Below are 23,140 nucleotides of genomic sequence, written 5' to 3'. Positions count from 1 at the left end.
TGTAGGAGCGAGCTTGCTCGCGAACGGGGTTTGCCGGTTGCAACGGAGCCTTGGATTGACTCCGTTCCCTCTCCCCAGCCCTCTCCCTGAAGGGAGAGGGGGCTAGTCCGTGCCGAGAGAGGGTGTGGTTTCACCTGAAACCTGCGGAGCTGCCGGCTGACTCAGGAATACCCAAGCACGCCGAACGGTCCCCTCTCCCTTCAGGGAGAGGGTTAGGGAGAGGGTGCTCTTCAGGTCAAGCGCCGAGATTACCGGCGAAGTCCCGTTCGCGAGCAAGCTCGCTCCTACGAAAAACCTCCGCAACCACAACTCCCCCCACACCCCGCCTTAGCCGGCCGCTCCAGCAGATCCCGCATCAGCAACCCATAATCCAGCCCCACCTCCTCCGGCACCGGCAGATACACGACGTGCCCATCACCCGGCGCGACCTCGATGACTTCACCACGAACGTTCTCCAGACGTTCCAGCCGCAGCGTACGGTTGCCGGCTGGAGTCATGAGTTCGACGCTGTCACCCACCGCGAAGCGGTTCTTCACCCTTACCTCGGCGAGGTCGCCACGCCGCCCGCCAGTGAACTCCCCGACGAACTGCTGGCGCTCCGCCCGCGAGCTGCCGTACAGGTAATTCTGATACTCGTCATGCACATGGCGGCGCAGGAAGCCCTCGGTGTAGCCGCGGTGGGCCAGGGACTCCAGCTCGTCCATCAGGCCGCGGTCGAAGGGCCGGCCGGCCACGGCGTCGTCGATGGCCTGGCGGTAGGCCTGGGCGGTGCGCGCCACGTAGTAGTGGGACTTGGTGCGGCCCTCGATCTTCAGCGAGTGCACGCCCATCTCGGCCAGGCGCTGCACGTGCTGGATGGCGCGCAGGTCCTTGGAGTTCATGATGTAGGTGCCGTGCTCGTCCTCGTGGGCCTCCATCAATTCGCCGGGGCGGTTGCCTTCCTCCAGCAGGAAGACCGCGTCGGTGGGCGCGCCTTCGCCGAGGGTCGGCTCGCGCACCAGCTGGCCCAGTTCGTCCTCCCGGGCCGGGTGCGCCTGGTACTGCCAGCGGCAGGCGTTGGTGCAGGTGCCCTGGTTGGGATCGCGGCGGTTGATGTAGCCCGACAGCAGGCAGCGCCCGGAGTAGGCCATGCACAGGGCGCCGTGGACGAACACCTCCAGCTCCATGTCCGGGACCTTCTCGCGGATCTCGCCGATCTCCTCCAGCGACAGCTCGCGGGAGAGGATCACCCGGCTCAGCCCCTGGTCGCGCCAGAAGGCCACGCTGGCCCAGTTGACGGCGTTGGCCTGCACCGAGAGGTGGATGTTCGCCTGGGGGAAATGCTGGCGAACCAGCATGATCATGCCGGGATCGGACATGATCAGCGCATCCGGCCCCAGGGCCAGCACCGGCTCCAGGTCGGCCAGGAAGGTCTTCAGCTTGGCGTTGTGCGGGGCGATGTTCACCACCAGGTAGAAGCGCTTGCCCAGGGCATGGGCCTCGGCGATGCCGATGGCCAGGTTGGCCAGGTCGAATTCGTTGTTGCGCACCCGCAGGCTGTAGCGCGGTTGCCCGGCGTAGACGGCATCGGCGCCATAGGCAAAGGCGTGGCGCATGGCTTTCAGGGAGCCGGCGGGGCAGAGCAGTTCGGGGGCTTGGAGCATGGCGGCGGGACGCTTGTGGATAAAACGCCGCACTCTAGCCGGGCCGGGGGCTCGGTGCCCTGAGCGGGGTCAATGTTGCTGGTGGGCGTTTCGTAGGAGCGAGCTTGCTCGCGAATGGGGTTTCCTGGCTGCAGCGGAGCTTTGGATTGACTCCGCTCCCTCTCCCCAGACCTCTCCCTGAAGGGAGAGGGGGCCGTATGGCGTGAAGCGTAATGTCGAAGCTCATTGCAACGCCGAGGCTGCCGGCGAGCGCTGGTATGACGCTTGGCACGGACAGTCCCCTCTCCCTTCAGGGAGAGGGTTAGGGAGAGGGCGCTCTTCAGGTCAAGCGCCGAAATTGCCGGCGAACCCCCATTCGCAAGCAACCTCACTCCAACCACCGCCGCCCCTGCAGCTCCAGCAGCATCTGCGCCTGCTCCGGGCCGTTGCTGCCGGCGGGGTAAGGGCGCGGGCGCTGGTAGTGCTCCTGCCAGCCGGCGATGATCGGGTCGATCCAGCGCCAGGCCGCCTCCACCTCGTCGCGGCGCATGAACAGCGTCGAGTCGCCCTGGATCACGTCCAGCAGCAGGCGCTCGTAGGCGTCCCAGCGGCGCTTGCCGGGGCTGGAGGCCTGGGCCAGGTTGAGGTCCAGCTCGGCCGGCTCCAGGCGCATGCCCTTGCCGGGGGTCTTGGTCATGAGTTGCAGGCTGATGCGTTCCTCCGGCTGCAACCTTATCCACAGGCGGTTGGCCGGGCCGCTGCCGTCGCCGATCAGGGCGTGGGGCACCGGCTTGAACTGGATGACGATCTCCGAGCACTTCTTCGCCATGCGCTTGCCGGTGCGCAGGTAGAAGGGCACGCCGGCCCAGCGCCAGTTGTCGATCTCGGCGCGCAGGGCGACGAAGGTCTCGGTGTCGCTGTCGTTGTCCACGTTCTTCTCGAACCAGTAGGCCGGCACCTCCTGGCCGCCGATCCGCCCGGCGCCGTACTGGCCGCGCACGGTGCGGTCCTGCACGTCGAGGCCGCCGATCGGGCGCAGGGCCTGGAGGATCTTCAGCTTCTCGTCGCGCACCGACTCGGCGTCGAAGTGCACCGGCACCTCCATGGCCACCAGGCACAGCAGCTGCAGCAGGTGGTTCTGCACCATGTCGCGCATGGCCCCGGCGTGGTCGTAGTAGGCGCCGCGGTTCTCCACGCCGAGGGTCTCGTTGACGCTGATCTGCACGTGGTCGACGTAGGCGCTGCGCCACAGCGGCTCGAACAGGGTGTTGGCGAAGCGCAGGGCCAGCAGGTTCTGCACCGTCTCCTTGCCCAGGTAGTGGTCGATGCGGAACACCCGCGACTCGTCGAACACCTGGCCGATGGCCTGGTTGATCGCCCGCGCCGACTCCAGGGAATGGCCCAGCGGCTTCTCCAGCACGATGCGCGTGTTGGGCCCGGCCAGGCCGGCGACCTTGAGGTTCTGCGCGATGGGCGCGAAGAGGTCCGGGGCGGTGGCCAGGTAGTGCACCAGCACGCGCTCGTGGCCGAACTTCAGGCGCTGGCGCAGCCGGCTGAAGTCGGCGCTCTGGGAGGCGTCCATGGCTAGGTAGTCCAGGCGCGTGGCGAAGCTCTGCCAGTCGGCGACGCTGAAGTCGGCCCGCGCCACCTGTGCCCGGCAATGCCGTTCGGCCAGCGCCAGGTAGGCCTCCTGCGAGCGCTGGCTGCGGGCCAGGGCGAGGATGCGGGTGTCGGCCGGCAGGCGCTCCTCGCGGTGCAGGTGGTAGAGCGCCGGCAGCAGCTTGTGCAGGGCCAGGTCGCCGGTGCCGCCGAACACCAGGATGTCGCAGGAAAGGGGAAATGCGGAAGTTTCGGACATCATCGGGTACTGCTCCACCACTTATTGCCTGGGCGTGACCGCCTGACTTGTAGTATAACTACAAGCAGACTACATCCCATCCGCCGATCATAGCCGAGTCCAGCCCAGTGAACCTGTTGCAGCACATTGCCCAGTCGCGTCATCTGCTTCGCAAGTCGGAACTGAAGGTCGCCGATCACGTGATGCAGGACCCCGCCTCGGTCATGCACAGCTCCATGGCCGACCTCGCCCACGGCGTGGGCGTCAGCGAGCCGACCATCGTGCGCTTCTGCCGCGCCATCGGCTGCAGCGGCTTCCAGGACCTGAAGCTGAAACTGGCGCAGAGCCTGGCCGCCGGCGCCAGCTTCGGCCAGTTCGCGATCAACGAGAACGACTCGGTCACCGACTTCAGCCTGAAGATCTTCGACACCACCCTGCATTCGCTGATGGAGGTGCGCGAGAACCTCGACACCCACGCCCTGGAACGCGCCATCGCCGCCATCGCCCACGCCCAGCGCGTGGAGTTCTACGGCTTCGGCGCGTCCGGCGCGGTGGCCGCGGACGCCCAGCACAAGTTCTTCCGCCTGCTGCTGTCGGCGGCGGCCTATTCCGACCCGCACATGCAGGCGATGTCGGCGGTGACCCTGAAGCCCAGCGACGTGGCCATCTGCATCTCGCAGTCCGGCCGCTCCAAGGACCTGCTGGTGACCGCCAACCTGGTCCGCGAGGCCGGCGCCACCCTGATCACCCTGTGCCCCAGCCAGACCCCGCTGGCCGACCTGGCCACGGTGAACCTGGCGGTGGACGTGCACGAGGACACCGACATCTACACCCCGCTGACCTCGCGCATCGCCCACCTGGTGGTGATCGACGTGCTGGCCATGGGCGTGGCCATGGCCCGCGGACCGGACCTGGTCAACCACCTCAAGAGCGTCAAGCGCAGCCTGCGCAGCCTGCGCCTGTCGCCCAAGGTGGTGAAGAGCCACGAGGAGCCGCGCCCGGAAGAGGCGTCCTGAGGCACTTGTCTCAGAGCGCCCGGATCGAGGTGCGGATCGCCCGCGCGCACTCGATCACCGCCGGTGCCAGCTTGCGCTCGGCATCTTCCCGGCTCCAGCGGCTGGTCGGCGCCACCACGTGGACGGCGGCCACCGGTTGGCCGCGGCTGTCGAGGATGGGCGCGGCGATGCTCATGTCGCCCAGGAACATCTCTTCCGCGTTCACCGCATAGCCCTTGCTGCGCGCCGTGCGCACGGTCTCGAGGATCGCCTCGATGTCGGTCAGGGTGTTCTGCGTCAGGCGCTGCGGCTCGCTGCGCTGCAGCATTTCCACGACCGCCCGGTCGTCCAGGCCGCTGAGGTAGGCGCGACCGCAACCGGTGCAGTACATCGGGATGCGGCTGCCGATGGGCATGTGGATGGGAATGAACTTGGGCGCCACGAAGCGCGCCACGTAGACCATGTCCAGGCCGTCGGGCTCGGTGAGGTTGGTGGTTTCCCCGGTGATCTGCGACAGCTCGGCCAGGAAGGGGTTGGCCACGTCCACCAGGGTGTCCGCGGCCAGGTAGTTGTAGCCGATCTCCATGACCTTCGGCGTCAGCTGGAAGCGCCGCGTCTGCTCGTGCTTGCGCAGGTAGCCCAGCGCTTCGAGGGTGTGCACCATGCGCTGCGCCGAACTCTTGTTGATCCCCGCTGCCTCGGCCACTTCCGCCAGGCTCATGGTGCGCCGGCGCGCATCGAAGGCGCGTAGCACCGCCAGGCCCTTCTCCAGCGACTGATTGAACAGCAGGCTCCCTTCAGACATTTTTGTCTTCTCCGTATCGATATTCGATACTTATAAATCTCTTTGCGATTTTTGTAAATTGAATATATCGTCCGAATCGCCTCCTGCCGATTCAGAGGTACCCACACGCACAACCACAACAATGAGCGTCCACTGGGAGACCCACCATGCATCAGAGCATCCGTGCCTTCGTCCTCGCCTGCGCCGCCTCGGTGCTGTTCGCCGGCCCCGCCGCGGCCGAGACCCTCAAGGTCGGCGCCACCTCCACCGGCGTCCCCTTCACCTTCCTCGACATCCAGAGCCAGCGCATCCAGGGGATGATGGTCGACACCGTGGAAGCGGTGGGCAAGGCCGCCGGCTTCGACACGCAGATCCAGCAGACCAACTTCGCCGCGCTGATCCCCTCGCTGACCTCCGGGAAGATCGACCTGATCTCCGCGGCCATGCTCAAGACGCCGCCGCGGGAAAAGGTCGTGCAGTTCTCCGACCCGGTGTTCTCCTATGGCGAGGGCCTGGTGGTGCGCGCCGACGACAGCGGCGCCTATACCCGCATGGACGACTTCAAGGGCGAGGTGGTTGGTGCCCAGGTCGGCACCGTGTTCCTGGACGAGCTGAACAAACGCGGCATCTTCAAGGAAGTGCGCGGCTACGACTCCATCAACGACCTGCTCCGAGACCTGGCCCTGGGCCGCATCAAGGCGGCCTTCGCCGACCAGCCGGTGCTGGCCTACCAACTGGCCAGGGGCGGCCAGTCCAAGGTGCGCCTGGTCCGCGACTACCAGCCGGTGATTCACGGCGACGTCAGCCTGGTGCTGCGCAAGGACGACCCGGCGCTGCTGCAGCGCGTCAACCAGGGCATCGCCAGCATCCGCGCCGATGGCACCCTGCAGCGCATCCGCGCCAAGTGGAACCTCGACTGACCCGTCGCCGCCCGCGCCCGTGGGCGGCGCCTTCGCGCTCTACCAGGTAATCGCCATGTTTCTTCAGAACGCCATGGACTTCCTGCCCATCCTGCTCAAGGGGGCGGTGATCACCCTGCAGGTCACGGCGGCGTCCTTTCTGCTCAGTTCGCTGATCGGCCTGGCCCTGGCGCTGATGATGGTCTCCCGCTACCGCGCCCTGGCGCTGGCCGGCACTACCGTCGTCAACGTCATCCGCGGCCTGCCGATCATCGTCCAGCTGTTCTACATCTATTTCGTCCTGCCGGATTTCGGCGTCCAGCTCAGCGCCTTCCAGGCCGGGGTTATCGGCCTGGGCATCGCCTACTCGGCGTACCAGGCGGAGAACTTCCGCGCCGGCATCCAGGCCATCCACCAGGGCCAGATCGAGGCCGCCGAGTCCCTCGGCATGCGCGGCGCCATGGTGATGCGCCGGGTGGTGCTGCCGCAGGCCTTCCGCATCGCCCTGCCGCCCTACGGCAACACCCTGGTGATGATGCTCAAGGACTCCTCGCTGGTCTCCACCATCACGGTCGCGGAGATGACCCGCGCCGGCCAGCTGATCGCCTCCTCGACCTTCGAGAACATGACCGTCTACACCCTGGTGGCGCTGCTCTACCTGGCCATGAGCCTGCCGCTGTCGTTCGCCCTGCGCCGCCTCGAGGCGCGTATCGGCCGGAGGAGCAAGCGATGATCCGCATCCGTGACCTGCACAAGAGCTACGGCGACGTGGCGGTGCTCGAAGGCATCGACCTGAGCGTCGACAGCGGCGAGGTGGTGTGCCTGATCGGCCCGTCCGGTTCCGGCAAGTCCACACTGCTGCGCTGCATCAACGGCCTGGAGGACTACCAGGGCGGCGAGGTGCTGGTGTCCGGCGCCAAGGTCGACCGGCATGCCGGCAGCATCCATGCCATCCGCACCCAGGTGGCCATGGTGTTCCAGCGCTTCAACCTGTTCCCCCACCGCAACGTGCTGGAGAACGTGATGGAAGGCCCGGTCTACGTGAAGAAAGAGCCGGTTCGCGAGGTGCGCGAGCGGGCCCTGGCGCTGCTCGACAAGGTCGGCCTGGCGCACCGCGTCGAGGCCTACCCCGACGAACTCTCCGGCGGCCAGCAGCAACGCGTGGCCATCGCCCGCGCGCTGGCGATGCAGCCCAAGGCGATTCTCTTCGACGAGCCGACCTCGGCGCTCGACCCCGAACTGGTTGGCGAGGTACTGGGCGTGATGCGCCGCCTGGCCGACGAGGGCATGACCATGATCGTGGTCACCCACGAGATGGGCTTCGCCCGCGAAGTGGCGGACAAGGTGTGCTTCCTGCACAGCGGCCGTATCGTCGAGGAAGGGCCGCCGCAACAGGTGTTGGGGGCGCCGCAGCATCAGCGCACCCGAGACTTCCTCAGGCGCCTGCTGGAACCGTCGGGGGTACAGGCATGAGCGTCGTGCCACGCCACCTGCCGCAGTCCCTGTGGGCAGCCAGCGCCACGCCGGCGCAAGCGACGCCGCCCCTGCAGGGCGAGCTGGAGACGGATGTCGCCATCGTTGGGGCCGGCTTCACCGGCCTTTCCACCGCCCTGCACCTGGCGGAGCTGGGCATCCGCGCCTGCGTGCTGGATGCCGGCGAGCCGGGCTGGGGCGCCTCGGGGCGCAACGGCGGCCAGGTCATCCCGGGGCTGAAGTTCGACCCGGAGCAATTGCTGGCGAAATTCGGTGAGCAGGGGGAATACCTGTGCGAAGTGGCGGGAAACGCCGCCGACGAGGTGTTCAGCCTGATCCAGCGCCACGGTATCGACTGCGATGCCACTCGCAAGGGCTGGATCCAGCCGGCGGCATCCCCGGCGGCATTGCGTGGCATCGAGCAGCGCGCCGAACAATGGCGCCGGCGAGGCGTGCCCGTGGAGCTGCTGGACCGCGAGGCGGTGGCCCGGCGCATCGGCAACGACCATTATCTCGGCGCCTGGGTCGATCCGCGCGCCGGCAGCGTGCAGCCGCTGAGCTACGTGCGCGGCCTGGTGCGCGCCGCGCTGGCCGCCGGGGCGCGGGTGCACGGCCACAGCCCGGTGCTGAGCCTGCAGCGCCAGGCCGGGCGCTGGCAGCTGGCGTTGGCCGGCGGTGCGCGGGTTAGGGCGGAAAAGGTGCTGCTGGCGACCAACGGCTACACCGATGGCCTGTGGCCGGGCCTGCGCCGCACCTTGATCGCGGCGAACAGCTTCATCATCGCTACCCGGCCGCTGTCGCCGCAACTGGCGGCGAGCGTGCTGCCTGGCGGCGAAGTCTGCTCGGATGCCCGGCGCCTGCTGCTCTACTTCAAGCGTGATGCCCAGGGCCGCCTGTTGCTGGGCGGGCGAGGGCCGTTCGGCGAACCCTCCGGCGACGGCGACTGGAGCCATCTGCAGCGATCCCTGGCGCAGCTTTATCCACAGCTGGCCGGGGTGCCCATCGAGTACCGCTGGAGTGGCCGGGTGGCGCTGACCCAGGATTTCCTGCCGCACCTGCACGAACCGGCGCCGGGATTGTCGACGCTGCTGGGCTACAACGGCCGCGGCGTGGCCATGGCCACCACGCTGGGCCGGCATATGGCGCTGCGCCTGGCCGGGCGCGGCGAGCGCTTCCCGCTGCCGCCGGCACCGCTGAAACCGATCCCGCTGCATGGCCTGCAGCGGCTCTACCTGGGGGCGGCCATCACCTGGTACCGCTGCCTGGATGCGTTGTTCTGAGGGATGCCCGGAGGGCGCCGACCGCCCGTCGGCGTCACCGCGGCTTCACTGCCGCGCCCTCAAACTGTCATCCGTCGTCAGCATGCTGGCGTCTCCAGCCCTTCGGCCTTGGGAGATGCGAGATGCCACGCCATATCGACGACACCCAGCACCTGGACAGCAGGACCCGCCGCAAGCTCGAGGACCAGCGCCGCATGCAGTTCCGCCGGGCCATCGAGGAGCGCCTCGAAGCGCAACGCCTGGACCGCGAGATGTCCGATTATCCCGACCTGATCGCCGCCAACTACCTCAATTCTGCGCGGGCGTCGGCGAAAAACGCTCGGCCAGCTGGCTGATCAGCGCGCGCTCCTCGCGGATGAACGCGACGAACGCCTGGGCCACCGGGCTCAGGCGCTTGCCGCGGGCGTGCACCAGGCACCAGCTGCGGTAGAGCGGCAGTTCCTCCACCGGCAGTTCGCGCAGCAGCCCGGCGCGCAGTTCGCGGCTCACCGCGTGGCGCGGCAGCAGGGCCAGGCCGAGGCCGGCCAGCACCCCTTCCCGCGAGCCTTCCAGCGAGGCGAATTCCAGCGTCTGCGGGAAGTGCGCGCGCTTCTGCTGGAAGTGTTCCTCGCAGGCCTTGCGCGTGCCCGAGCCAGGCTCGCGGATCAGCAGCGGCCAGGATTCCAGGTCCTTCAGCGATAGCTTGGCGGCGCTGCACAGCGGGTGCTCGGGCGGCGCCACCGCGACTATCGGGTTGTTCAGGAAGGGCAGGAACTCCAGGGCCATGTCCTGGGGCACCAGGGACATGATCACCAGGTCGTCGCGGTTGTCCGACAGGCGCTTGATCACCTGGGCGCGGTTGACCACCGTGAGGTGCAGGCTGACGTCCGGGTGCTGGGCCTGGAAGGCGGCGAACAGGTGCGGGGTGATGTACTTGGCGCTGGACTCCACCGCCAGGCGCAACTGGCCCTGCAGCGAGCCCTTGAGGTCGGACAGTTGCATGTCCAGCACCTCCAGGCGCTGGAAGATGTCCGTGCTGGCGCGCAGCAGGGCGTCGGCGGCGTCGGTCTGGTAGAGCTTCTTGCCGATGTACTCGAACAACGGCTGGCCGACCAGTTCCTCCAGCTGGCGAATCTGCAGGCTGACCGCCGGCTGGGTCAGCGCCATTTCCTCCGCGGCGCGGCTGTAGGAACGGCTCTCGCACACCGCACGGAATACCTGCAGCTGGCGAAGTGTCATTCGCATCAAGGACTTACGCATTCGGACGGCTCCCGAACGGGGTGGTTGCGTTCGACTATAAGACAAAAGTTATGGCTATCCCAATAAATATTGATTTTGGGTAATCCTCGATCCCGCGTAGGGTAAAAAAACGCCGGAACCCTGCTCCGGCACGTGCCGAGCCGACGCGGATCGAACGCCGCGGCGGATTGCCGATTGGTTCAAGTGCCGGGTCCATCAGTCCCGGTCGAGGGAAACCGCAAGTGATCAAGAAAATCCTGATCGCCAACCGTGGGGAGATCGCTGTCCGCATCGTGCGTGCCTGCGCCGAGATGGGCATCCGTTCGGTGGCCGTCTACTCCGATGCCGACCGTCACGCCCTGCACGTGAAGCGCGCCGACGAGGCGCACAGCATCGGCACCGACCCGCTGGCCGGCTACCTCAACCCGCGCGCGCTGGTGAACCTGGCGGTGGAGACCGGCTGCGACGCCCTGCACCCGGGCTACGGCTTCCTCTCCGAGAACGCGGAGCTTGCGGACATCTGCGCCGAGCGCGGGATCAAGTTCATCGGCCCGTCGGCGGAAGTGATCCGCCGCATGGGCGACAAGACCGAGGCGCGGCGCAGCATGATGGCGGCCGGCGTACCCTGCACCCCGGGTACCGAAGGCAACGTCGCCGACCTCGCCGAAGCGCTGCGCGAAGGCGAGCGCATCGGCTACCCGGTGATGCTCAAGGCCACCTCCGGCGGCGGCGGCCGCGGCATCCGCCGCTGCAACAGCCGCGAGGAGCTGGAGCAGAACTTCCCTCGCGTCATCTCCGAGGCCACCAAGGCCTTCGGCAGCGCGGAAGTCTTCCTCGAGAAGTGCATCGTCAACCCGAAGCACATCGAGGCCCAGGTGCTGGCCGACGCCTTCGGCAACACCGTGCACCTGTTCGAGCGCGACTGCTCGATCCAGCGCCGCAACCAGAAGCTCATCGAGATCGCCCCCAGCCCGCAGCTGACCCCCGAGCAGCGCGCCTACATCGGCGACCTCGCCGTGCGCGCGGCCAAGGCCGTGGGCTACGAGAACGCCGGCACCGTGGAGTTCCTGCTCGCCGATGGCGAGGTGTACTTCATGGAGATGAACACCCGGGTGCAGGTGGAACACACCATCACCGAGGAAATCACCGGCATCGACATCGTCCGCGAGCAGATCCGCATCGCCTCCGGCCTGCCGCTCTCGGTCAAGCAGGAAGACATCCAGTACCGCGGCTATGCCCTGCAGTTCCGCATCAACGCCGAGGACCCGAAGAACAACTTCCTGCCCTCCTTCGGCAAGATCACCCGCTACTACGCCCCCGGCGGCCCCGGCGTGCGCACCGACACGGCGATCTACACCGGCTACACCATCCCGCCGTACTACGACTCCATGTGCCTGAAGCTGATCGTCTGGGCACTGACCTGGGAAGAGGCCCTGGACCGCGGCCTGCGCGCCCTGGACGACATGCGCGTGCAAGGCGTGAAGACCACCGCGCCCTACTACCAGGAAATCCTCAAGGACCCGGAATTCCGCAGCGCCGAGTTCAACACCAGCTTCGTGGAAAGCCACCCGGAGCTGACCCAGTACTCGATCAAGCGCAACCCGTCGCACCTGGCCATCGCCATCGCCACCGCCATCGCCGCCCACGCGGGCCTTTGAGGCTTCAGGCTGCAGGCTACAAGCGGCTGGCTGCAGCGGAGAGGAGAATTACGAGATGAGCAAGAAAATCAGCGTCACCGATACCATCCTGCGCGATGCGCACCAGTCCCTGCTGGCCACCCGTATGCGCACCGAGGACATGCTCCCGATCTGCGACAAGCTCGACAAGGTCGGCTACTGGTCGCTGGAAGTCTGGGGCGGCGCCACCTTCGACGCCTGCGTGCGCTTCCTCAAGGAAGACCCGTGGGAGCGCCTGCGCAAGCTCAAGGCCGCGCTGCCCAACACCCGCCTGCAGATGCTCCTGCGCGGGCAGAACCTGCTGGGCTACCGCCACTACAGCGACGACGTGGTGCGCGCCTTCGTGGCCAAGGCCGCGGTCAACGGCATCGACGTGTTCCGCATCTTCGACGCGATGAACGACGTGCGTAACCTGCGCGTCTCCATCGAGGCGGTGAAGGCTGCCGGCAAGCACGCCCAGGGCACCATCTGCTACACCACCAGCCCGGTGCACACCATCGACGCCTTCGTCGCCCAGGCCAAGGCCATGGCGGCCATGGGCGTGGACTCCATCGCCATCAAGGACATGGCCGGCCTGCTGACCCCCTACGCCACCGGCGACCTGGTCAAGGCCCTGAAGGACGCCCTGCCGCTGGAAGTGGTGGTGCACTCCCACGACACCGCCGGCGTGGCCAGCATGTGCCAGCTCAAGGCCGTGGAGAACGGCGCCGACCGCATCGACACCGCCATCTCCAGCATGGCCTGGGGCACCAGCCACCCGGGCACCGAGTCGATGGTCGCGGCGCTGCGCAACACCCCCTACGACACTGGCCTGGACCTGGAGCTGATCCAGGAGGTCGGCATGTACTTCCACGCCGTGCGCAAGAAGTACCACCAGTTCGAGAGCGAATTCACCGGCGTGGACACCCGCGTGCAGGTCAACCAGGTGCCCGGCGGCATGATCTCCAACCTGGCCAACCAGCTGAAGGAGCAGGGCGCCCTCAACCGCATGGCCGAGGTGCTCGAGGAAATCCCGCGGGTGCGCGAGGACCTGGGCTTCCCGCCCCTGGTCACCCCCACCTCGCAGATCGTCGGTACCCAGGCGTTCTTCAACGTGCTGGCCGGCGAGCGCTACAAGACCATCACCAACGAGGTGAAGCTGTACCTGCAGGGCCGCTACGGCAAGGCCCCGGGCCAGATCAACGAGCAGCTGCGGCGCCAGGCCATCGGCAACGAGGAAGTCATCGACGTGCGCCCGGCCGACCTGATCAAGCCCGAGCTGGACAAGCTGCGCGGCGAGATCGGCGCCCTGGCCCGGTCCGAGGAGGACGTGCTGACCTTCGCCATGTTCCCGGACATCGGCCGCAAGTTCCTCGAGGAACGCGAGGCCGGCGCCCTGAAGCCCGAGGAACTGCTGCCGATCCCCACCGGCAACGGCGTGGCCGCGGCCGGCGGCGAAGGCGTGCCGACCGAGTTCGTGGTCGACGTGCACGGCGAGAGCTACCGCGTGGACATCACCGGCGTCGGCGTGAAGACCGACGGCAAGCGCCACTTCTACCTGTCCATCGACGGCATGCCGGAAGAAGTGGTGTTCGAGCCGCTCAACGAGTTCATCGGCGGCGGCGGCAACAAGCGCAAGCACGCCAGCGCGCCGGGCGACGTCAGCACCACCATGCCGGGCAACATCGTCGACGTGCTGGTGAAGGAAGGCGACAGCGTGAAGGCCGGCCAGGCCGTGCTGATCACCGAGGCCATGAAGATGGAAACCGAGGTGCAGGCGCCCATCGCCGGCACCGTCAAGGCGATCCACGTAGCCAAGGGTGACCGCGTCAACCCGGGCGAGGTGCTGATCGAGATTGAAGGCTGACCGACGGACAGACGGGTCTCAAGGTTCAGTCCCCGGGGGAGCACGATGCTCCCCCTTTTTTATGTCTTTGCGAAAACCATCACCTTCCGGCGCGGCCGGGGCACCGCTTCATTGACCTGCATCCAGGCCCCGCGCCGCGCGCACGCCTATAAACGGCAAGCCGCAGGCCGAGTTCCGGGGAGGAGGCGATGCGTTTCGCGATTGCTCTGCTGTTGACCGTCAGCTGTACCGCCCTGGGCGACGAGGCCGCCCAGGCGCGCTTCGACGCCATCATGGCCGACCCCGCCCTGCGCGAGCAGGCCTACGCCGCCGGCCACGAGCGCATCGTGCTGTGCCGCAACTGCCATGGCGACGATGGCAACAGCCGGCGCGACTACATCCCGAACCTGGCCGCGCAGGCGCCGGGCTACCTGTTTACCGCCTTCGAGCGCTACGCCAGCGGGCAGCGCACCGACTTCGTGATGAACCAGGCCGCGAAGATGCTGAGCCTCGACGAGCGGGTGAACATCGCCGTGTACTACAGCCAGCAGCCGGTGCTGCCGCGCCAGGGCACGGTGGACGATACCCTGCGGGCCAGGGGCGAGGCGCTGTTCGGGCGGGTCTGCGTGGCCTGCCATGGTCCGCAGGGGCTGGGTCAGCAGGGCGTCCCGCGCATCGCCGGGCAGCCGGCGACCTACCTGCAGCGCACGCTGGAGGCCTACCGCGACAAGGACCCGCGCCGCGTCGGCTCGACCATGCTGGCGGTGGCGTCGCAGCTGCAGGCCGGGGATATCGAGGCGTTGGCGGCCTATCTGCAGCAATTGCATCCCTGAAGTGGGCAAAGCCTTATATAATGCGCGGTCTTTTCCACTGTCAGTGATAGCGATCATGAGCCTGCCACCCTGCCCGAAATGCAATTCCGAATACACCTACGAGGACGGCGCGCTGCTGGTCTGCCCGGAATGCGCCCATGAATGGTCGGCCGATGCCGCCGCCGAAGGCGAGGGCGACGCCAAGGTGATCAAGGACGCCGTCGGCAACGTGCTGCAGGACGGCGACACCGTCAGCGTGATCAAGGACCTCAAGGTCAAGGGCTCGTCCCTGGTGGTCAAGGTCGGCACCAAGGTGAAGAACATCCGCCTGGTGGACGGCGACCACGACATCGACTGCAAGATCGACGGCATCGGCGCCATGAAGCTGAAGTCGGAATTCGTCAAGAAGGTCTGAGCCGCTCGGGCTTCTCTTCTTCTTTTGTAGGAGCGGATTCATCCGCGATCGCCGTGCCTGGGCCCGGCCCATCGCGGACGGAGTCCGCTCCTACGTCAATTCCGGGCTCCCGTAGGATGGGTTGAGCGAAGCGATACCCATCACCGTGACCGCATGGGTTTCGCAAGCTCAACCCATCCTACGAAAAGCGCCTCGGCGCAGTCGTGTAGGAGCGGGCCCTGCCCGCGAATCGCGCGCAGGGCGCGCTCCTACATGGGCGCGGTTACGGTCATTCCGCCGGCTGCACATCCTGGCGCAGCAATTCCAGCGCCTCGCGCGGGCCGCCGGAGACGATCTGGGTGGGCACCGCCAGCATCAGGTTCAGCGGCAGGCCGAAGGCTTCCAGGACGTTGCCGTCGCGGTCGCGGCCGGGTTGCTCGCCCAGCCATTCCGGGTACTTGCGGCGCATGCGCTCGGCGTAGCTGCCGGCGTCCGGCAGGTAGCCGTACAGCGGCTTGCCCAGGGCCGCGGCGTAGCCGACCTCGAAGCAGGTGCCGCTGTCCGGTTCGCTGCCGCGGAAGGACGCCAGGTTGGCCAGCACCACGTCGGCCTCGGCGAGCATCCGCAGGTTGGCGCGGTACAGCCAGATCGCCTGCTGGTGCGGCTCCCCGATCTCCTCCGGCAGCCGGTTGTCCAGCGGGAACAGCCCTTCGAACCCGTATTCCGCGCACAGCGCCTTGAGCCGTTCGCCGTACGCGGCGGCGTCGGGGCGGAACACGTCGGGGCCGGCGAGGTAGATCTTCAGCATGCTTACAAACCCATGAGCGACAGCATCAGGAAGGTGGCGAAGAGCACGAAGTGGGTCATGCCCTCGATGGCGTTGGTCTTGCCATCGTGCAGGTTGAACCCGGCCACCACCAGGGTGATGAACATCATCCCGGTCTGCAGCGGGGTCATGGCCATCTGGAACGGCTGGCCCTTGAACAGCGCCAGGGCCTCGATCACCGGCACCGTGAGGATCACCGTGGACAGCGAGGCGCCGAGGGCGATGTTGACCACCGGCTGCATGCGGTTGGCCAGGGCGGCGCGCAGGGCGGTGAGGATCTCGGGGCTGGCGGAGATGGCCGCCACCAGCAGCGCCGGCACGATCGGCGGCACGCCGCTGCCTTCCAGGCTGACGTCCAGGGCCTTGGACATCACCTCGGCCAGGGCGCCGATCAGCACCACGCCGACCACCAGCAGGGCCATGGAGCCGTGGGTGCCGCCGTGCTCCTCGTCGGCCTCGTGGGGCTGCTGCTTGCGCACCGCGTAGTTGTAGCTGAAGAAGTAGCTGTGCTGGCCGGTCTGCATGCGCAGGAACAGGCCGTAGAGCATCAGCATGCAGCCGATGGTGAACAGCGAGTAGAGCTTCCACTGCGCGGCCGGGATCAGCTCGGGGATGACCATGGAGATGCCCACCGCGGTGAGGATCATGGTCACGTAGGTCTTGCCCGAGTCGTCGTTGTAGGCCTGCTCGCCGTGCTTGAGGCCGCCGAGCAACGCGGCCAGGCCGAGGATGCCGTTCATGTCCAGCATGACCGCGGCGTAGATGGTGTCGCGGGCCAGGGTCGGCGAATGGTTGTGGCCCATCATGATGGCCAGGATGACCACCTCCACCAGCACCGCCGCCAGGGTCAGGATCATGGTGCCGTAGGGCTCGCCGACCTTCTCCGCGAGCACCTCGGCATGGTGCGCCACGCGCAGCGAGACGCTGATGATCGAGGCCAGCAGCACGCTGGCGGCCACCCCGGCCACGGCCTTGCCGCCGGCCAGCAGGCTGTGCTCCAGGGCGTAGGCCAGCACGGCCAGGAGCAGGGCGAGGAGGAGGAATTTCTCGTCTTTGAGCAGGCGCAGCATTCGAGGGGGGATGTCCGTTCCGTGGGGTCGAGGCGCCCATCTTAGGCCCTGCCCGGGGCCTTGCCCACCGTCGGCGGGAACGTAGGAGCGGGCCCTGCCCGCGATTCGCGCGCAGGGCGCGCTCCTACAGGTGGAGCCGGAGGTGGGCATGGCGCGTAGGAGCGGATCTTATCCGCGATTCGCGCCGGCTATCGCGGACAAGGTCCGCTCCTACAGGGGCGTGAGGCGTCAGGCTCAGGCCGGCTCCACCAGCAGCACGGCGCCGTCCTGCCCGGTGACCTTCACCTGGGCGCCGGCCGGCAGGTCCGGGCCGCTGACCAGCCACAGGCTGTCGCCGACGCGGATCTTGCCGCGGCCGCCGATGATGGCGTCGTGCAGGGCGAACTGCCGGCCGACCAGCTCGCTGCCGCGGCGGTTCAGGCCGCTGGCGGCTTCGCCGGCGCCCGGGCGGTGCTGGTAGCGCCACCAGAACGCCACGGTGAGCAGCGCCAGGATGCCGAAGGCGAGGAACTGCCAGGTCCAGGCCAGGGCCGGGGCGAAGAAGGCCAGCACGCCGGTGGCCGCCGCGGCGATGCCGATCCACAGCAGGTAGCCGCCGGCGCCGAACACCTCGAGGATCAGCAGCAGGGTGCCGAAGGCCAGCCAGTCCCAGAAGCTCAGGTGTTGCAGGTAGTCCCACATGACCTCAGCCCCGGCCCTTGGCGCCCGGGGCGCCGTCGCCGAAGGTGGCCCTGACGATCTCGCCGATGCCGCCCACCGCGCCTATCACCTGGCTGGCCTCCAGGGGCATCAGCACGATCTTGCTGTTGTTCGAGGCGGCCAGCTGGCCGAGGGCGTCGACGTATTTCTGCGCGACGAAGTAGTTCACCGCCTGCACGTTGCCGCTGGCGATGGCCTCGGAGACCACCTGGGTCGCCCGCGCCTCGGCCTCGGCCTGGCGCTCGCGGGCCTCGGCCTCGAGGAAGGCGGCCTGGCGCTGGCCCTCGGCCTTGAGGATCTGCGCCTGCTTCTCGCCCTCGGCGGTGAGGATTTCCGCGGCGCGCTTGCCCTCGGCGTCAAGGATCTGCGCGCGCTTCAGGCGCTCGGCCTTCATCTGGCTGGCCATGGCTTCCACCAGGTCGGCCGGCGGGCTGATGTCCTTGATCTCGATGCGGGTGACCTTCAGGCCCCAGGGTGCGGTGGCCTCGTCGACGGTGCGAAGCAGGCGCTCGTTGATGGCGTCGCGCTGGCTGAGCATGTGGTCCAGCTCCATGGAGCCGAGCACGGTGCGGATGTTGGTCATCACCAGGTTGCGGATGGCGTTCTCCAGGCCGCTGACCTCGTAGGCCGCCCGGGCCGCGTCGACCACCTGGTAGAAGCACACCGCGTCGATCTGCACGATGGCGTTGTCGGCGCTGATGGCTTCCTGCGGGGGGATGTCCAGCACCCGCTCCATCATGTTGATCTTCTGTCCGACGCGGTCCATCACCGGGACGATGATGTTCAGCCCCGGCTTGAGGGTGCCGGTGTAGCGGCCGAAGCGCTCCACCGTCCACTCGTTGCCCTGGGGGACCACCTTGAAGCCCATGAAGACGATCGCCAGCGCGAGGATGACGAAGAGAATCAGGACACTGCCGGTTTCCATCTGGTGCACTCCTTGGTCGATTGGGACTTCCTGCATGGCGCCCCGGCCCACGAGGGGTGGGGCAGCGGGAAAACCTAACGCTTTCCCGTGTCATCCCGCGAGCCCCATCGGGCTCGGAGATTTCCTATTTCTGTTCGCTCTGCGGCGTCACCCGCAGCACTTCCTCGATGGTGGTCAGGCCCGCGGCGACCTTCTGCGCGCCGGACAGGCGCAGGCTGCGCATGCCTTCCTTGAAGGCGTGGCGGCGCAGCGGGATGAGGTCGGTGTCGGGGGTGATCTGTTCCTTCAGGCTGTCGGTCAGCAGCATGATCTCGTACACCCCGGCGCGGCCACGGTAGCCGGTGTCGCGGCACTCCAGGCAGCCCACCGCCTGCTGCGCGCCGGTGGGCAGCGGGGCGTTCCAGGGCCGCGTCAGGTCCTGCCAGTCGTTTTCCTCCAGCTCCAGCGGTGCCTTGCAGTGCGGGCACAGGGTGCGCACCAGGCGCTGGGCCATGACGCCGAGCACGGTGGCGCGGATCAGGTAGTAGGGCACGCCCAGTTCCAGCAGGCGGGTGATGGCCGTGGGGGCGTCGTTGGTGTGCAGGGTGGAGAGCACCAGGTGCCCGGTCAGCGCCGCCTGGATGGCCATCTCGGCGGTCTCCAGGTCGCGGATCTCGCCGACCATGATGATGTCCGGGTCCTGCCGCAGCAGGGCGCGCACGCCGCTGGCGAAGGTCAGCTCGATGTTGTGCTGTACCTGCATCTGGTTGAACGAGGGCTCGATCATCTCGATCGGGTCCTCGATGGTGCAGACGTTCACCTCGTCCGTGGCCAGCTGCTTGAGCGTGGTGTAGAGGGTGGTGGTCTTGCCCGAGCCGGTGGGGCCGGTGACCAGGATGATGCCGTTGGGCTGGTTGGTCATGCTCTGCCAGCGGCGCAGGTCCTCGGGGGAGAAGCCCAGCTGGTCGAAGCTCTTGAGCAGCACCTCGGGGTCGAAGATCCGCATCACCATCTTCTCGCCGAAGGCGGTGGGCAGGGTCGACAGGCGCAGCTCCACCTCGGCGCCGTCCGGGGTCTTGGTCTTCACCCGGCCGTCCTGGGGCTTGCGCTTCTCGGCGACGTTCATCCGCCCCAGCGACTTCAGGCGGCTGACCACCGCCATGGTGACCTGCGGCGGGAACTGGTAGACGTTGTGCAGCACGCCGTCGATGCGGAAGCGCACCGTGCCCTGCTCGCGCCGCGGCTCGATGTGGATGTCGCTGGCGCGCTGCTGGAAGGCGTACTGGAACAGCCAGTCGACGATGGTGACGATGTGCGCGTCGTTGGCGTCCGGCTCCTGGTCGCTGGCGCCCAGGTTGAGCAACTGTTCGAAGTTGCTCACGCCGCTGATCTTCATGTCCTGGGCGGAGGCGCCGCTGACCGACTTGGCCAGGCGGTAGAACTCGGTGGTGAAGCGCTGGATGTCCAGCGGGTTGCACACCACGCGCTTGATCGGGCGCTTGAGCACGTGGGTCAGGTTGCTTTCCCAGCTGTGCACGAAGGGCTGGGCGCTGGCGATGGTGACGCTGTCCGGCGCCACCGCCACGGCGAGGATCTTGTGGCGCTGGGCGAAGGCGTAGGACATCAGCGGGGTGACCGCGGCGACGTCGATCTTCAGCGGGTCGATGCGCAGGTAGGGCTGGCCGGAATACTCGGCCAGCCAGTGCACCAGGGTGTCGAGGTCCAGGTGGCGGCCGGGGTGGCGCAGGTCCGGCACCTGCTGGGCGGCGAGGAATTCCAGGGGGTGCTGCTGGTTCTTCACCGCGCTGCGGCGGATCGCCAGGCACTGCTCGGCGTCGCTCTGCGCGACGCGGCCCTGGGCGACCAGCTCGTGGAGGACATCGGCCAGGTCGAGCCAGCGATCCTGGGCGGGCGAAGCGAAGACGGACATTGGGGCTCCGGGGCTACAGGCTACAGGCTACAGGCTACAGGCTACAGGCTACAGGCTACAGGCTACAGGCTACAGGCTACAGGCTACAGGCGAAGAGCGTACGGCAGCCCGGCGGCAGGTCAAGCGCTCCGCTCTTGCCTGCAGCCTATGGCCTGCCGCCTGCAGCCTACTTCAAAATCGCCTTCCAGGGCTTGAGGGTCAGCACAGTATGGGCCTGGGCCGCCAGGGCATCCAGGCCCGCACTGTCGCGCTGGTGTAGGACCAGTTCCAGCTTGGCCAGTTCACCGTACAGGCGGTCGGCCTCGGGCAGGTCGAGCACGCCGCGGGCCAGGCGCAGCCAGACCAGCAGGCGCTGCAGGCGCGGCAGCTGCTCGACGAGCAGTTCCGGCTGCTGCTGGGCGCGGGCCAGGGGCAGGCCCTCGGCTTCCTCGGCGAGCAGGCGCGGCAGCCACTTGCCCAGGGCCGCGGCGCCCTGGCGGTTGCCGCGCTCGTTGCGGCCTTCCTGCCAGGCGCGGGCCAGCAGCCAGCGCGAGGCCTGCAGCGAGAACAGGCCCCAGCGAACCTGGCCGAGCTCGGCGCGGAAGGCTTCCGGCGCCTGCTGGCGCACGGCTTCGTCGGCCTCGCCCTGTTCCAGGCGCGGGCGCCAGTCGCCGATCAGCGCGTCCAGCGCGGCGCGCAGCTCGCGGCTGCTGGCGCGCGGCGCGGCCTGGCCGAGGCTGCCGAGCAGGGCGCGCAGGTCCACCAGTTGCTGCAGCCATTCCTGCAGCAGGCGCCAGTGGCCGTTGAAGCGGTACTGCTCGGCCAGGCGCTGGCTGCTGCCCAGCAGCCCCCAGGCGATGGCGGCGAAGGCGCCGTCCAGCGGGGTTTCCGCCAACAGTTTCTGGGTGTCCGGGTGCACCGTGTAGCTGGCCGGGTCGAACAGCCGGTAGCCGCGCTCGGCCTTGCTGATGTCGCAGGGCATCAGCGGCAGGTCGGCGGCAAGCTCCGCGGCCAGTTCCAGCAATGCCGCGGGCTCGCCCTGGCGCAGTTCCAGCTCCAGCTCGCAGATTTCCTCTTCCTGCTCCCCGGCCACCACCTTGCCCAGGTCCAGGGCGGCCTCGATCACCACCCGGGTCTTGCCGCGGCCCCAGGCGATCTCGGCGCGCTGGCGGGTGAAATCGGTGCTGAAGATCGGCGCCAGTTGCGCCTTGTCCAGGTCGGCCAGGGCCGCCGGCCAGCAGCTGTCGTCGAGCTTGCCCAGGTCCAGCTCGGGCTTGTCCAGGTACCAGTCCCACTCGTTGCGCTCGGACAGCCCGGCGACGCTGTGGCCGCGGCTCTTCAGCGTCTGGATGAACTGCTCGCCGTCGCGGCGCAGGCGCAGCGCGACCTTGGCCCGGGCCAGGTCGCGGCCGGGGGTGTCGTAGTACTGGTTGTACAGCTCGCTCTGCTGCCAGCCGGACTTGTTGCGCTTCTTCAGCAGCGGGTGGTCGCGTAGCGCCTCGAGGGTCTCGCGGCTGGCGCGCAGCTTGATTTCGGTTTCTTTCTGCATGGCGGAGTCCGGGTCGGGAGCGCGCTGCGCTCCGGGAAGAAAGGGTGGACGGGCGCGCCGGAGCGGGCGCCGGAGCGTTCGTCGAAGCCCGTTAGTGTACAGGACAGCACCGCGTCGGCGCTGTTCCGGCGAAGGATGGCGGTTCAACTGGCGGCCATCCTGGGCCATGATGGGCACAACGCTTCCGGAGACGCCCATGCCCCTGCCGAGCCTGAAAGACCGTTTCGCCCAGTTGCTCGCCCTGCCGTCGGTGAGCTGTACCCAGGCCGCCCTGGACCAGTCCAACCGCCCGGTGGTGGAGCTGCTGGCCACCTGGCTGGGCGACCTCGGCTTCGCCTGCGAACTGCAGGAGATCGCCCCGGGCAAGTTCAACCTGCTGGCGAGCCTGGGCAGCGGCCCCGGTGGCCTGGTGCTGGCCGGGCACACCGACACAGTGCCCTACGACGCGTCGCTGTGGAAAAGCGACCCGCTGCGCCTGGATGAGCGCGACGGCCGCTGGTACGGCCTGGGCAGCTGCGACATGAAGGGCTTCTTCGCCATCGCCATCGAGGCGCTGCTGCCGCTGCTGGAGAAGCCCCTGCGCCAGCCGCTGCTGATCCTCGCCACCTGCGACGAGGAAAGCTCCATGGCCGGCGCCCGCGCCCTGGCCGAGGCCGGCCGGCCGCTGGGGCGCGCCGCGGTGATCGGCGAGCCCACCGGGCTGCGGCCGATCCGCCTGCACAAGGGGGTGATGATGGAGCGCATCGACATCCTCGGGCAGAGCGGCCACTCCTCCGACCCCAGCCTCGGCCACAGCGCCCTGGAGGCCATGCACGCGGCCATCGGCGAGCTGCTGGCGCTGCGCGCGCAGTGGCAGAAGGAGTTCAACAACCCGCAGTTCGGCGTGCCCCAGCCGACGCTGAACCTGGGCTGCATCCACGGCGGCGACAACCCCAACCGCATCTGCGGCCAGTGCGCCCTGGAGTTCGACCTGCGGCCGCTGCCGGGCATGGACCCGCAAGCCCTGCGCCGGGCCATCGGCGAGCGCCTGCAGCCGGTGGCCGAGCGCTTTTCGGTGCGCCTGGACTACCAGCCGCTGTTCCCCGCCGTGCCACCTTTCGAGCAGGCCGCGGACAGCGAGCTGGTGCGCCTGGCCGAGCGCCTGAGCGGGCATTCGGCGGAAGCGGTAGCCTTTGGCACCGAAGCACCGTATCTTCAGCAGCTCGGTTGCGAGACCCTGGTCCTGGGCCCCGGCGACATCGCCTGCGCCCACCAGCCGGACGAACACCTGGAACTCGCTCGCATCCCGCCGACCGTGGAACTGCTGCGCGGCTTGATCCAGCATTACTGCCTGTAACCGCCCTGAAGAGGAGAACCCCGTCGATGTGC

Annotated in this window: 21 protein-coding genes; 11 read left to right on the top strand and 10 right to left on the bottom strand. The window is 68.0% G+C overall.

The window, feature by feature from the left end; translation table 11 throughout:
- Positions 1-284: 284 nt before the first annotated feature.
- Together yegQ and zwf are read right to left on the bottom strand one after the other, a co-directional pair.
- Positions 285-1,643, bottom strand: coding sequence for a tRNA 5-hydroxyuridine modification protein YegQ (yegQ, locus tag DK254_RS12075; RefSeq protein WP_109933892.1), 1,359 nt, complete (start codon positions 1,641-1,643; stop codon positions 285-287).
- Positions 1,644-2,010: 367 nt separating this feature from the next.
- On the bottom strand, positions 2,011-3,480 hold the full coding sequence (gene zwf / locus DK254_RS12070; protein WP_177412043.1) for a glucose-6-phosphate dehydrogenase: 1,470 nt from the start codon (positions 3,478-3,480) through the stop codon (positions 2,011-2,013).
- 107 nt (positions 3,481-3,587) lie between these two features.
- Here zwf and hexR point away from each other — a divergent pair, with 107 nt between their 5' ends.
- Positions 3,588-4,475, top strand: a complete 888-nt coding sequence (gene hexR / locus DK254_RS12065) for a transcriptional regulator HexR (protein ID WP_089393839.1) — start codon at positions 3,588-3,590, stop codon at positions 4,473-4,475.
- 10 nt (positions 4,476-4,485) lie between these two features.
- Here the strand turns inward: hexR and DK254_RS12060 are convergent, their stop codons facing one another.
- Complete coding sequence (locus DK254_RS12060; RefSeq protein ID WP_089393840.1) at positions 4,486-5,259, bottom strand: IclR family transcriptional regulator; 774 nt, start codon at positions 5,257-5,259, stop codon at positions 4,486-4,488.
- A gap of 146 nt (positions 5,260-5,405) precedes the next feature.
- Here DK254_RS12060 and DK254_RS12055 point away from each other — a divergent pair, with 146 nt between their 5' ends.
- From DK254_RS12055 to DK254_RS12035, 5 genes are all read left to right on the top strand, one after another.
- Positions 5,406-6,158, top strand: a complete 753-nt coding sequence (locus DK254_RS12055) for an ABC transporter substrate-binding protein (RefSeq protein ID WP_089393841.1) — start codon at positions 5,406-5,408, stop codon at positions 6,156-6,158.
- Positions 6,159-6,213: 55 nt separating this feature from the next.
- Positions 6,214-6,870 (top strand): amino acid ABC transporter permease, encoded by a 657-nt coding sequence (locus tag DK254_RS12050; protein WP_074978297.1) that lies wholly within the window; start codon positions 6,214-6,216, stop codon positions 6,868-6,870.
- On the top strand, positions 6,867-7,610 hold the full coding sequence (locus DK254_RS12045; protein WP_089393842.1) for an amino acid ABC transporter ATP-binding protein: 744 nt from the start codon (positions 6,867-6,869) through the stop codon (positions 7,608-7,610). The genes DK254_RS12050 and DK254_RS12045 overlap by 4 nt, the downstream gene beginning before the upstream one ends.
- Positions 7,607-8,890 carry an FAD-binding oxidoreductase gene (locus tag DK254_RS12040; RefSeq protein ID WP_109933890.1) on the top strand — a complete coding sequence of 428 codons (1,284 nt, stop codon included), beginning with the start codon at positions 7,607-7,609 and terminating at the stop codon, positions 8,888-8,890. The genes DK254_RS12045 and DK254_RS12040 overlap by 4 nt, the downstream gene beginning before the upstream one ends.
- A gap of 122 nt (positions 8,891-9,012) precedes the next feature.
- Positions 9,013-9,225, top strand: coding sequence for a PA3496 family putative envelope integrity protein (locus tag DK254_RS12035; protein WP_109933889.1), 213 nt, complete (start codon positions 9,013-9,015; stop codon positions 9,223-9,225).
- Here the strand turns inward: DK254_RS12035 and DK254_RS12030 are convergent.
- On the bottom strand, positions 9,179-10,114 hold the full coding sequence (locus DK254_RS12030) for a LysR family transcriptional regulator (RefSeq protein WP_089393845.1): 936 nt from the start codon (positions 10,112-10,114) through the stop codon (positions 9,179-9,181). The genes DK254_RS12035 and DK254_RS12030 overlap by 47 nt on opposite strands.
- 236 nt (positions 10,115-10,350) lie before the next feature.
- Between DK254_RS12030 and DK254_RS12025 the strand changes: the two genes are divergently transcribed.
- The 4 genes from DK254_RS12025 (at position 10,351) to DK254_RS12010 (ending at position 14,836) form a co-directional block, all read left to right on the top strand.
- Positions 10,351-11,766 (top strand): acetyl-CoA carboxylase biotin carboxylase subunit, encoded by a 1,416-nt coding sequence (locus tag DK254_RS12025; protein WP_109933888.1) that lies wholly within the window; start codon positions 10,351-10,353, stop codon positions 11,764-11,766.
- 55 nt (positions 11,767-11,821) lie between these two features.
- Positions 11,822-13,630, top strand: a complete 1,809-nt coding sequence (oadA, locus tag DK254_RS12020) for a sodium-extruding oxaloacetate decarboxylase subunit alpha (protein WP_109933887.1) — start codon at positions 11,822-11,824, stop codon at positions 13,628-13,630.
- Positions 13,631-13,818: 188 nt separating this feature from the next.
- The gene (locus DK254_RS12015; RefSeq protein ID WP_109933886.1) at positions 13,819-14,442 is read left to right on the top strand and encodes a c-type cytochrome; all 624 of its coding nucleotides are present in this window, start codon (positions 13,819-13,821) and stop codon (positions 14,440-14,442) included.
- Positions 14,443-14,494: 52 nt separating this feature from the next.
- Positions 14,495-14,836, top strand: coding sequence for a zinc ribbon domain-containing protein YjdM (locus DK254_RS12010; protein ID WP_177412054.1), 342 nt, complete (start codon positions 14,495-14,497; stop codon positions 14,834-14,836).
- A gap of 268 nt (positions 14,837-15,104) precedes the next feature.
- On the opposite strand, the gene DK254_RS12005 is transcribed toward DK254_RS12010, so the two are convergent.
- The 6 genes from DK254_RS12005 to DK254_RS11975 form a co-directional block, all read right to left on the bottom strand.
- On the bottom strand, positions 15,105-15,623 hold the full coding sequence (locus DK254_RS12005) for a nucleoside 2-deoxyribosyltransferase (RefSeq protein WP_109933885.1): 519 nt from the start codon (positions 15,621-15,623) through the stop codon (positions 15,105-15,107).
- Between the two features lie 2 nt (positions 15,624-15,625).
- The gene (locus DK254_RS12000; protein WP_109933884.1) at positions 15,626-16,711 is read right to left on the bottom strand and encodes a calcium:proton antiporter; all 1,086 of its coding nucleotides are present in this window, start codon (positions 16,709-16,711) and stop codon (positions 15,626-15,628) included.
- A 234-nt stretch (positions 16,712-16,945) separates the two neighbouring features.
- Positions 16,946-17,392, bottom strand: coding sequence for an NfeD family protein (locus DK254_RS11995; RefSeq protein WP_109933883.1), 447 nt, complete (start codon positions 17,390-17,392; stop codon positions 16,946-16,948).
- A gap of 4 nt (positions 17,393-17,396) precedes the next feature.
- Complete coding sequence (locus DK254_RS11990; protein ID WP_089393853.1) at positions 17,397-18,335, bottom strand: SPFH domain-containing protein; 939 nt, start codon at positions 18,333-18,335, stop codon at positions 17,397-17,399.
- 124 nt (positions 18,336-18,459) lie between these two features.
- Positions 18,460-20,244 carry a GspE/PulE family protein gene (locus DK254_RS11985; protein WP_109933882.1) on the bottom strand — a complete coding sequence of 595 codons (1,785 nt, stop codon included), beginning with the start codon at positions 20,242-20,244 and terminating at the stop codon, positions 18,460-18,462.
- 166 nt (positions 20,245-20,410) lie between these two features.
- Positions 20,411-21,772, bottom strand: a complete 1,362-nt coding sequence (locus DK254_RS11975; protein ID WP_109933881.1) for an inorganic triphosphatase — start codon at positions 21,770-21,772, stop codon at positions 20,411-20,413.
- A 196-nt stretch (positions 21,773-21,968) separates the two neighbouring features.
- Between DK254_RS11975 and argE the strand changes: the two genes are divergently transcribed.
- Positions 21,969-23,108, top strand: a complete 1,140-nt coding sequence (argE, locus tag DK254_RS11970) for an acetylornithine deacetylase (RefSeq protein ID WP_109933880.1) — start codon at positions 21,969-21,971, stop codon at positions 23,106-23,108.
- The last annotated feature ends 32 nt before the right edge of the window (positions 23,109-23,140 follow it).

The sequence above is a fragment of the Pseudomonas sp. RW407 genome, assembly GCF_003176655.1.
GTDB classification, from domain to species: domain Bacteria; phylum Pseudomonadota; class Gammaproteobacteria; order Pseudomonadales; family Pseudomonadaceae; genus Pseudomonas; species Pseudomonas delhiensis.
This window is presented reverse-complemented; position numbering and strand designations above follow the sequence as displayed.

Excerpts from the sequence above, each read along its gene's own strand:
- yegQ (WP_109933892.1), bottom strand. The coding sequence starts at position 1,643 with ATGCTCCAAGCCCCCGAACTGCTCTGCCCCGCCGGCTCCCTGAAAGCC.
- zwf (WP_177412043.1), bottom strand. The coding sequence starts at position 3,480 with ATGTCCGAAACTTCCGCATTTCCCCTTTCCTGCGACATCCTGGTGTTC.
- DK254_RS12060 (WP_089393840.1), bottom strand. The coding sequence starts at position 5,259 with ATGTCTGAAGGGAGCCTGCTGTTCAATCAGTCGCTGGAGAAGGGCCTG.
- DK254_RS12055 (WP_089393841.1), top strand. The coding sequence starts at position 5,406 with ATGCATCAGAGCATCCGTGCCTTCGTCCTCGCCTGCGCCGCCTCGGTG.
- DK254_RS12050 (WP_074978297.1), top strand. The coding sequence starts at position 6,214 with ATGTTTCTTCAGAACGCCATGGACTTCCTGCCCATCCTGCTCAAGGGG.
- DK254_RS12045 (WP_089393842.1), top strand. The coding sequence starts at position 6,867 with ATGATCCGCATCCGTGACCTGCACAAGAGCTACGGCGACGTGGCGGTG.
- DK254_RS12040 (WP_109933890.1), top strand. The coding sequence starts at position 7,607 with ATGAGCGTCGTGCCACGCCACCTGCCGCAGTCCCTGTGGGCAGCCAGC.
- DK254_RS12035 (WP_109933889.1), top strand. The coding sequence starts at position 9,013 with ATGCCACGCCATATCGACGACACCCAGCACCTGGACAGCAGGACCCGC.
- DK254_RS12030 (WP_089393845.1), bottom strand. The coding sequence starts at position 10,114 with ATGCGAATGACACTTCGCCAGCTGCAGGTATTCCGTGCGGTGTGCGAG.
- oadA (WP_109933887.1), top strand. The coding sequence starts at position 11,822 with ATGAGCAAGAAAATCAGCGTCACCGATACCATCCTGCGCGATGCGCAC.
- DK254_RS12015 (WP_109933886.1), top strand. The coding sequence starts at position 13,819 with ATGCGTTTCGCGATTGCTCTGCTGTTGACCGTCAGCTGTACCGCCCTG.
- DK254_RS12005 (WP_109933885.1), bottom strand. The coding sequence starts at position 15,623 with ATGCTGAAGATCTACCTCGCCGGCCCCGACGTGTTCCGCCCCGACGCC.
- DK254_RS12000 (WP_109933884.1), bottom strand. The coding sequence starts at position 16,711 with ATGCTGCGCCTGCTCAAAGACGAGAAATTCCTCCTCCTCGCCCTGCTC.
- DK254_RS11995 (WP_109933883.1), bottom strand. The coding sequence starts at position 17,392 with ATGTGGGACTACCTGCAACACCTGAGCTTCTGGGACTGGCTGGCCTTC.
- DK254_RS11990 (WP_089393853.1), bottom strand. The coding sequence starts at position 18,335 with ATGGAAACCGGCAGTGTCCTGATTCTCTTCGTCATCCTCGCGCTGGCG.
- DK254_RS11985 (WP_109933882.1), bottom strand. The coding sequence starts at position 20,244 with ATGTCCGTCTTCGCTTCGCCCGCCCAGGATCGCTGGCTCGACCTGGCC.
- DK254_RS11975 (WP_109933881.1), bottom strand. The coding sequence starts at position 21,772 with ATGCAGAAAGAAACCGAAATCAAGCTGCGCGCCAGCCGCGAGACCCTC.
- argE (WP_109933880.1), top strand. The coding sequence starts at position 21,969 with ATGCCCCTGCCGAGCCTGAAAGACCGTTTCGCCCAGTTGCTCGCCCTG.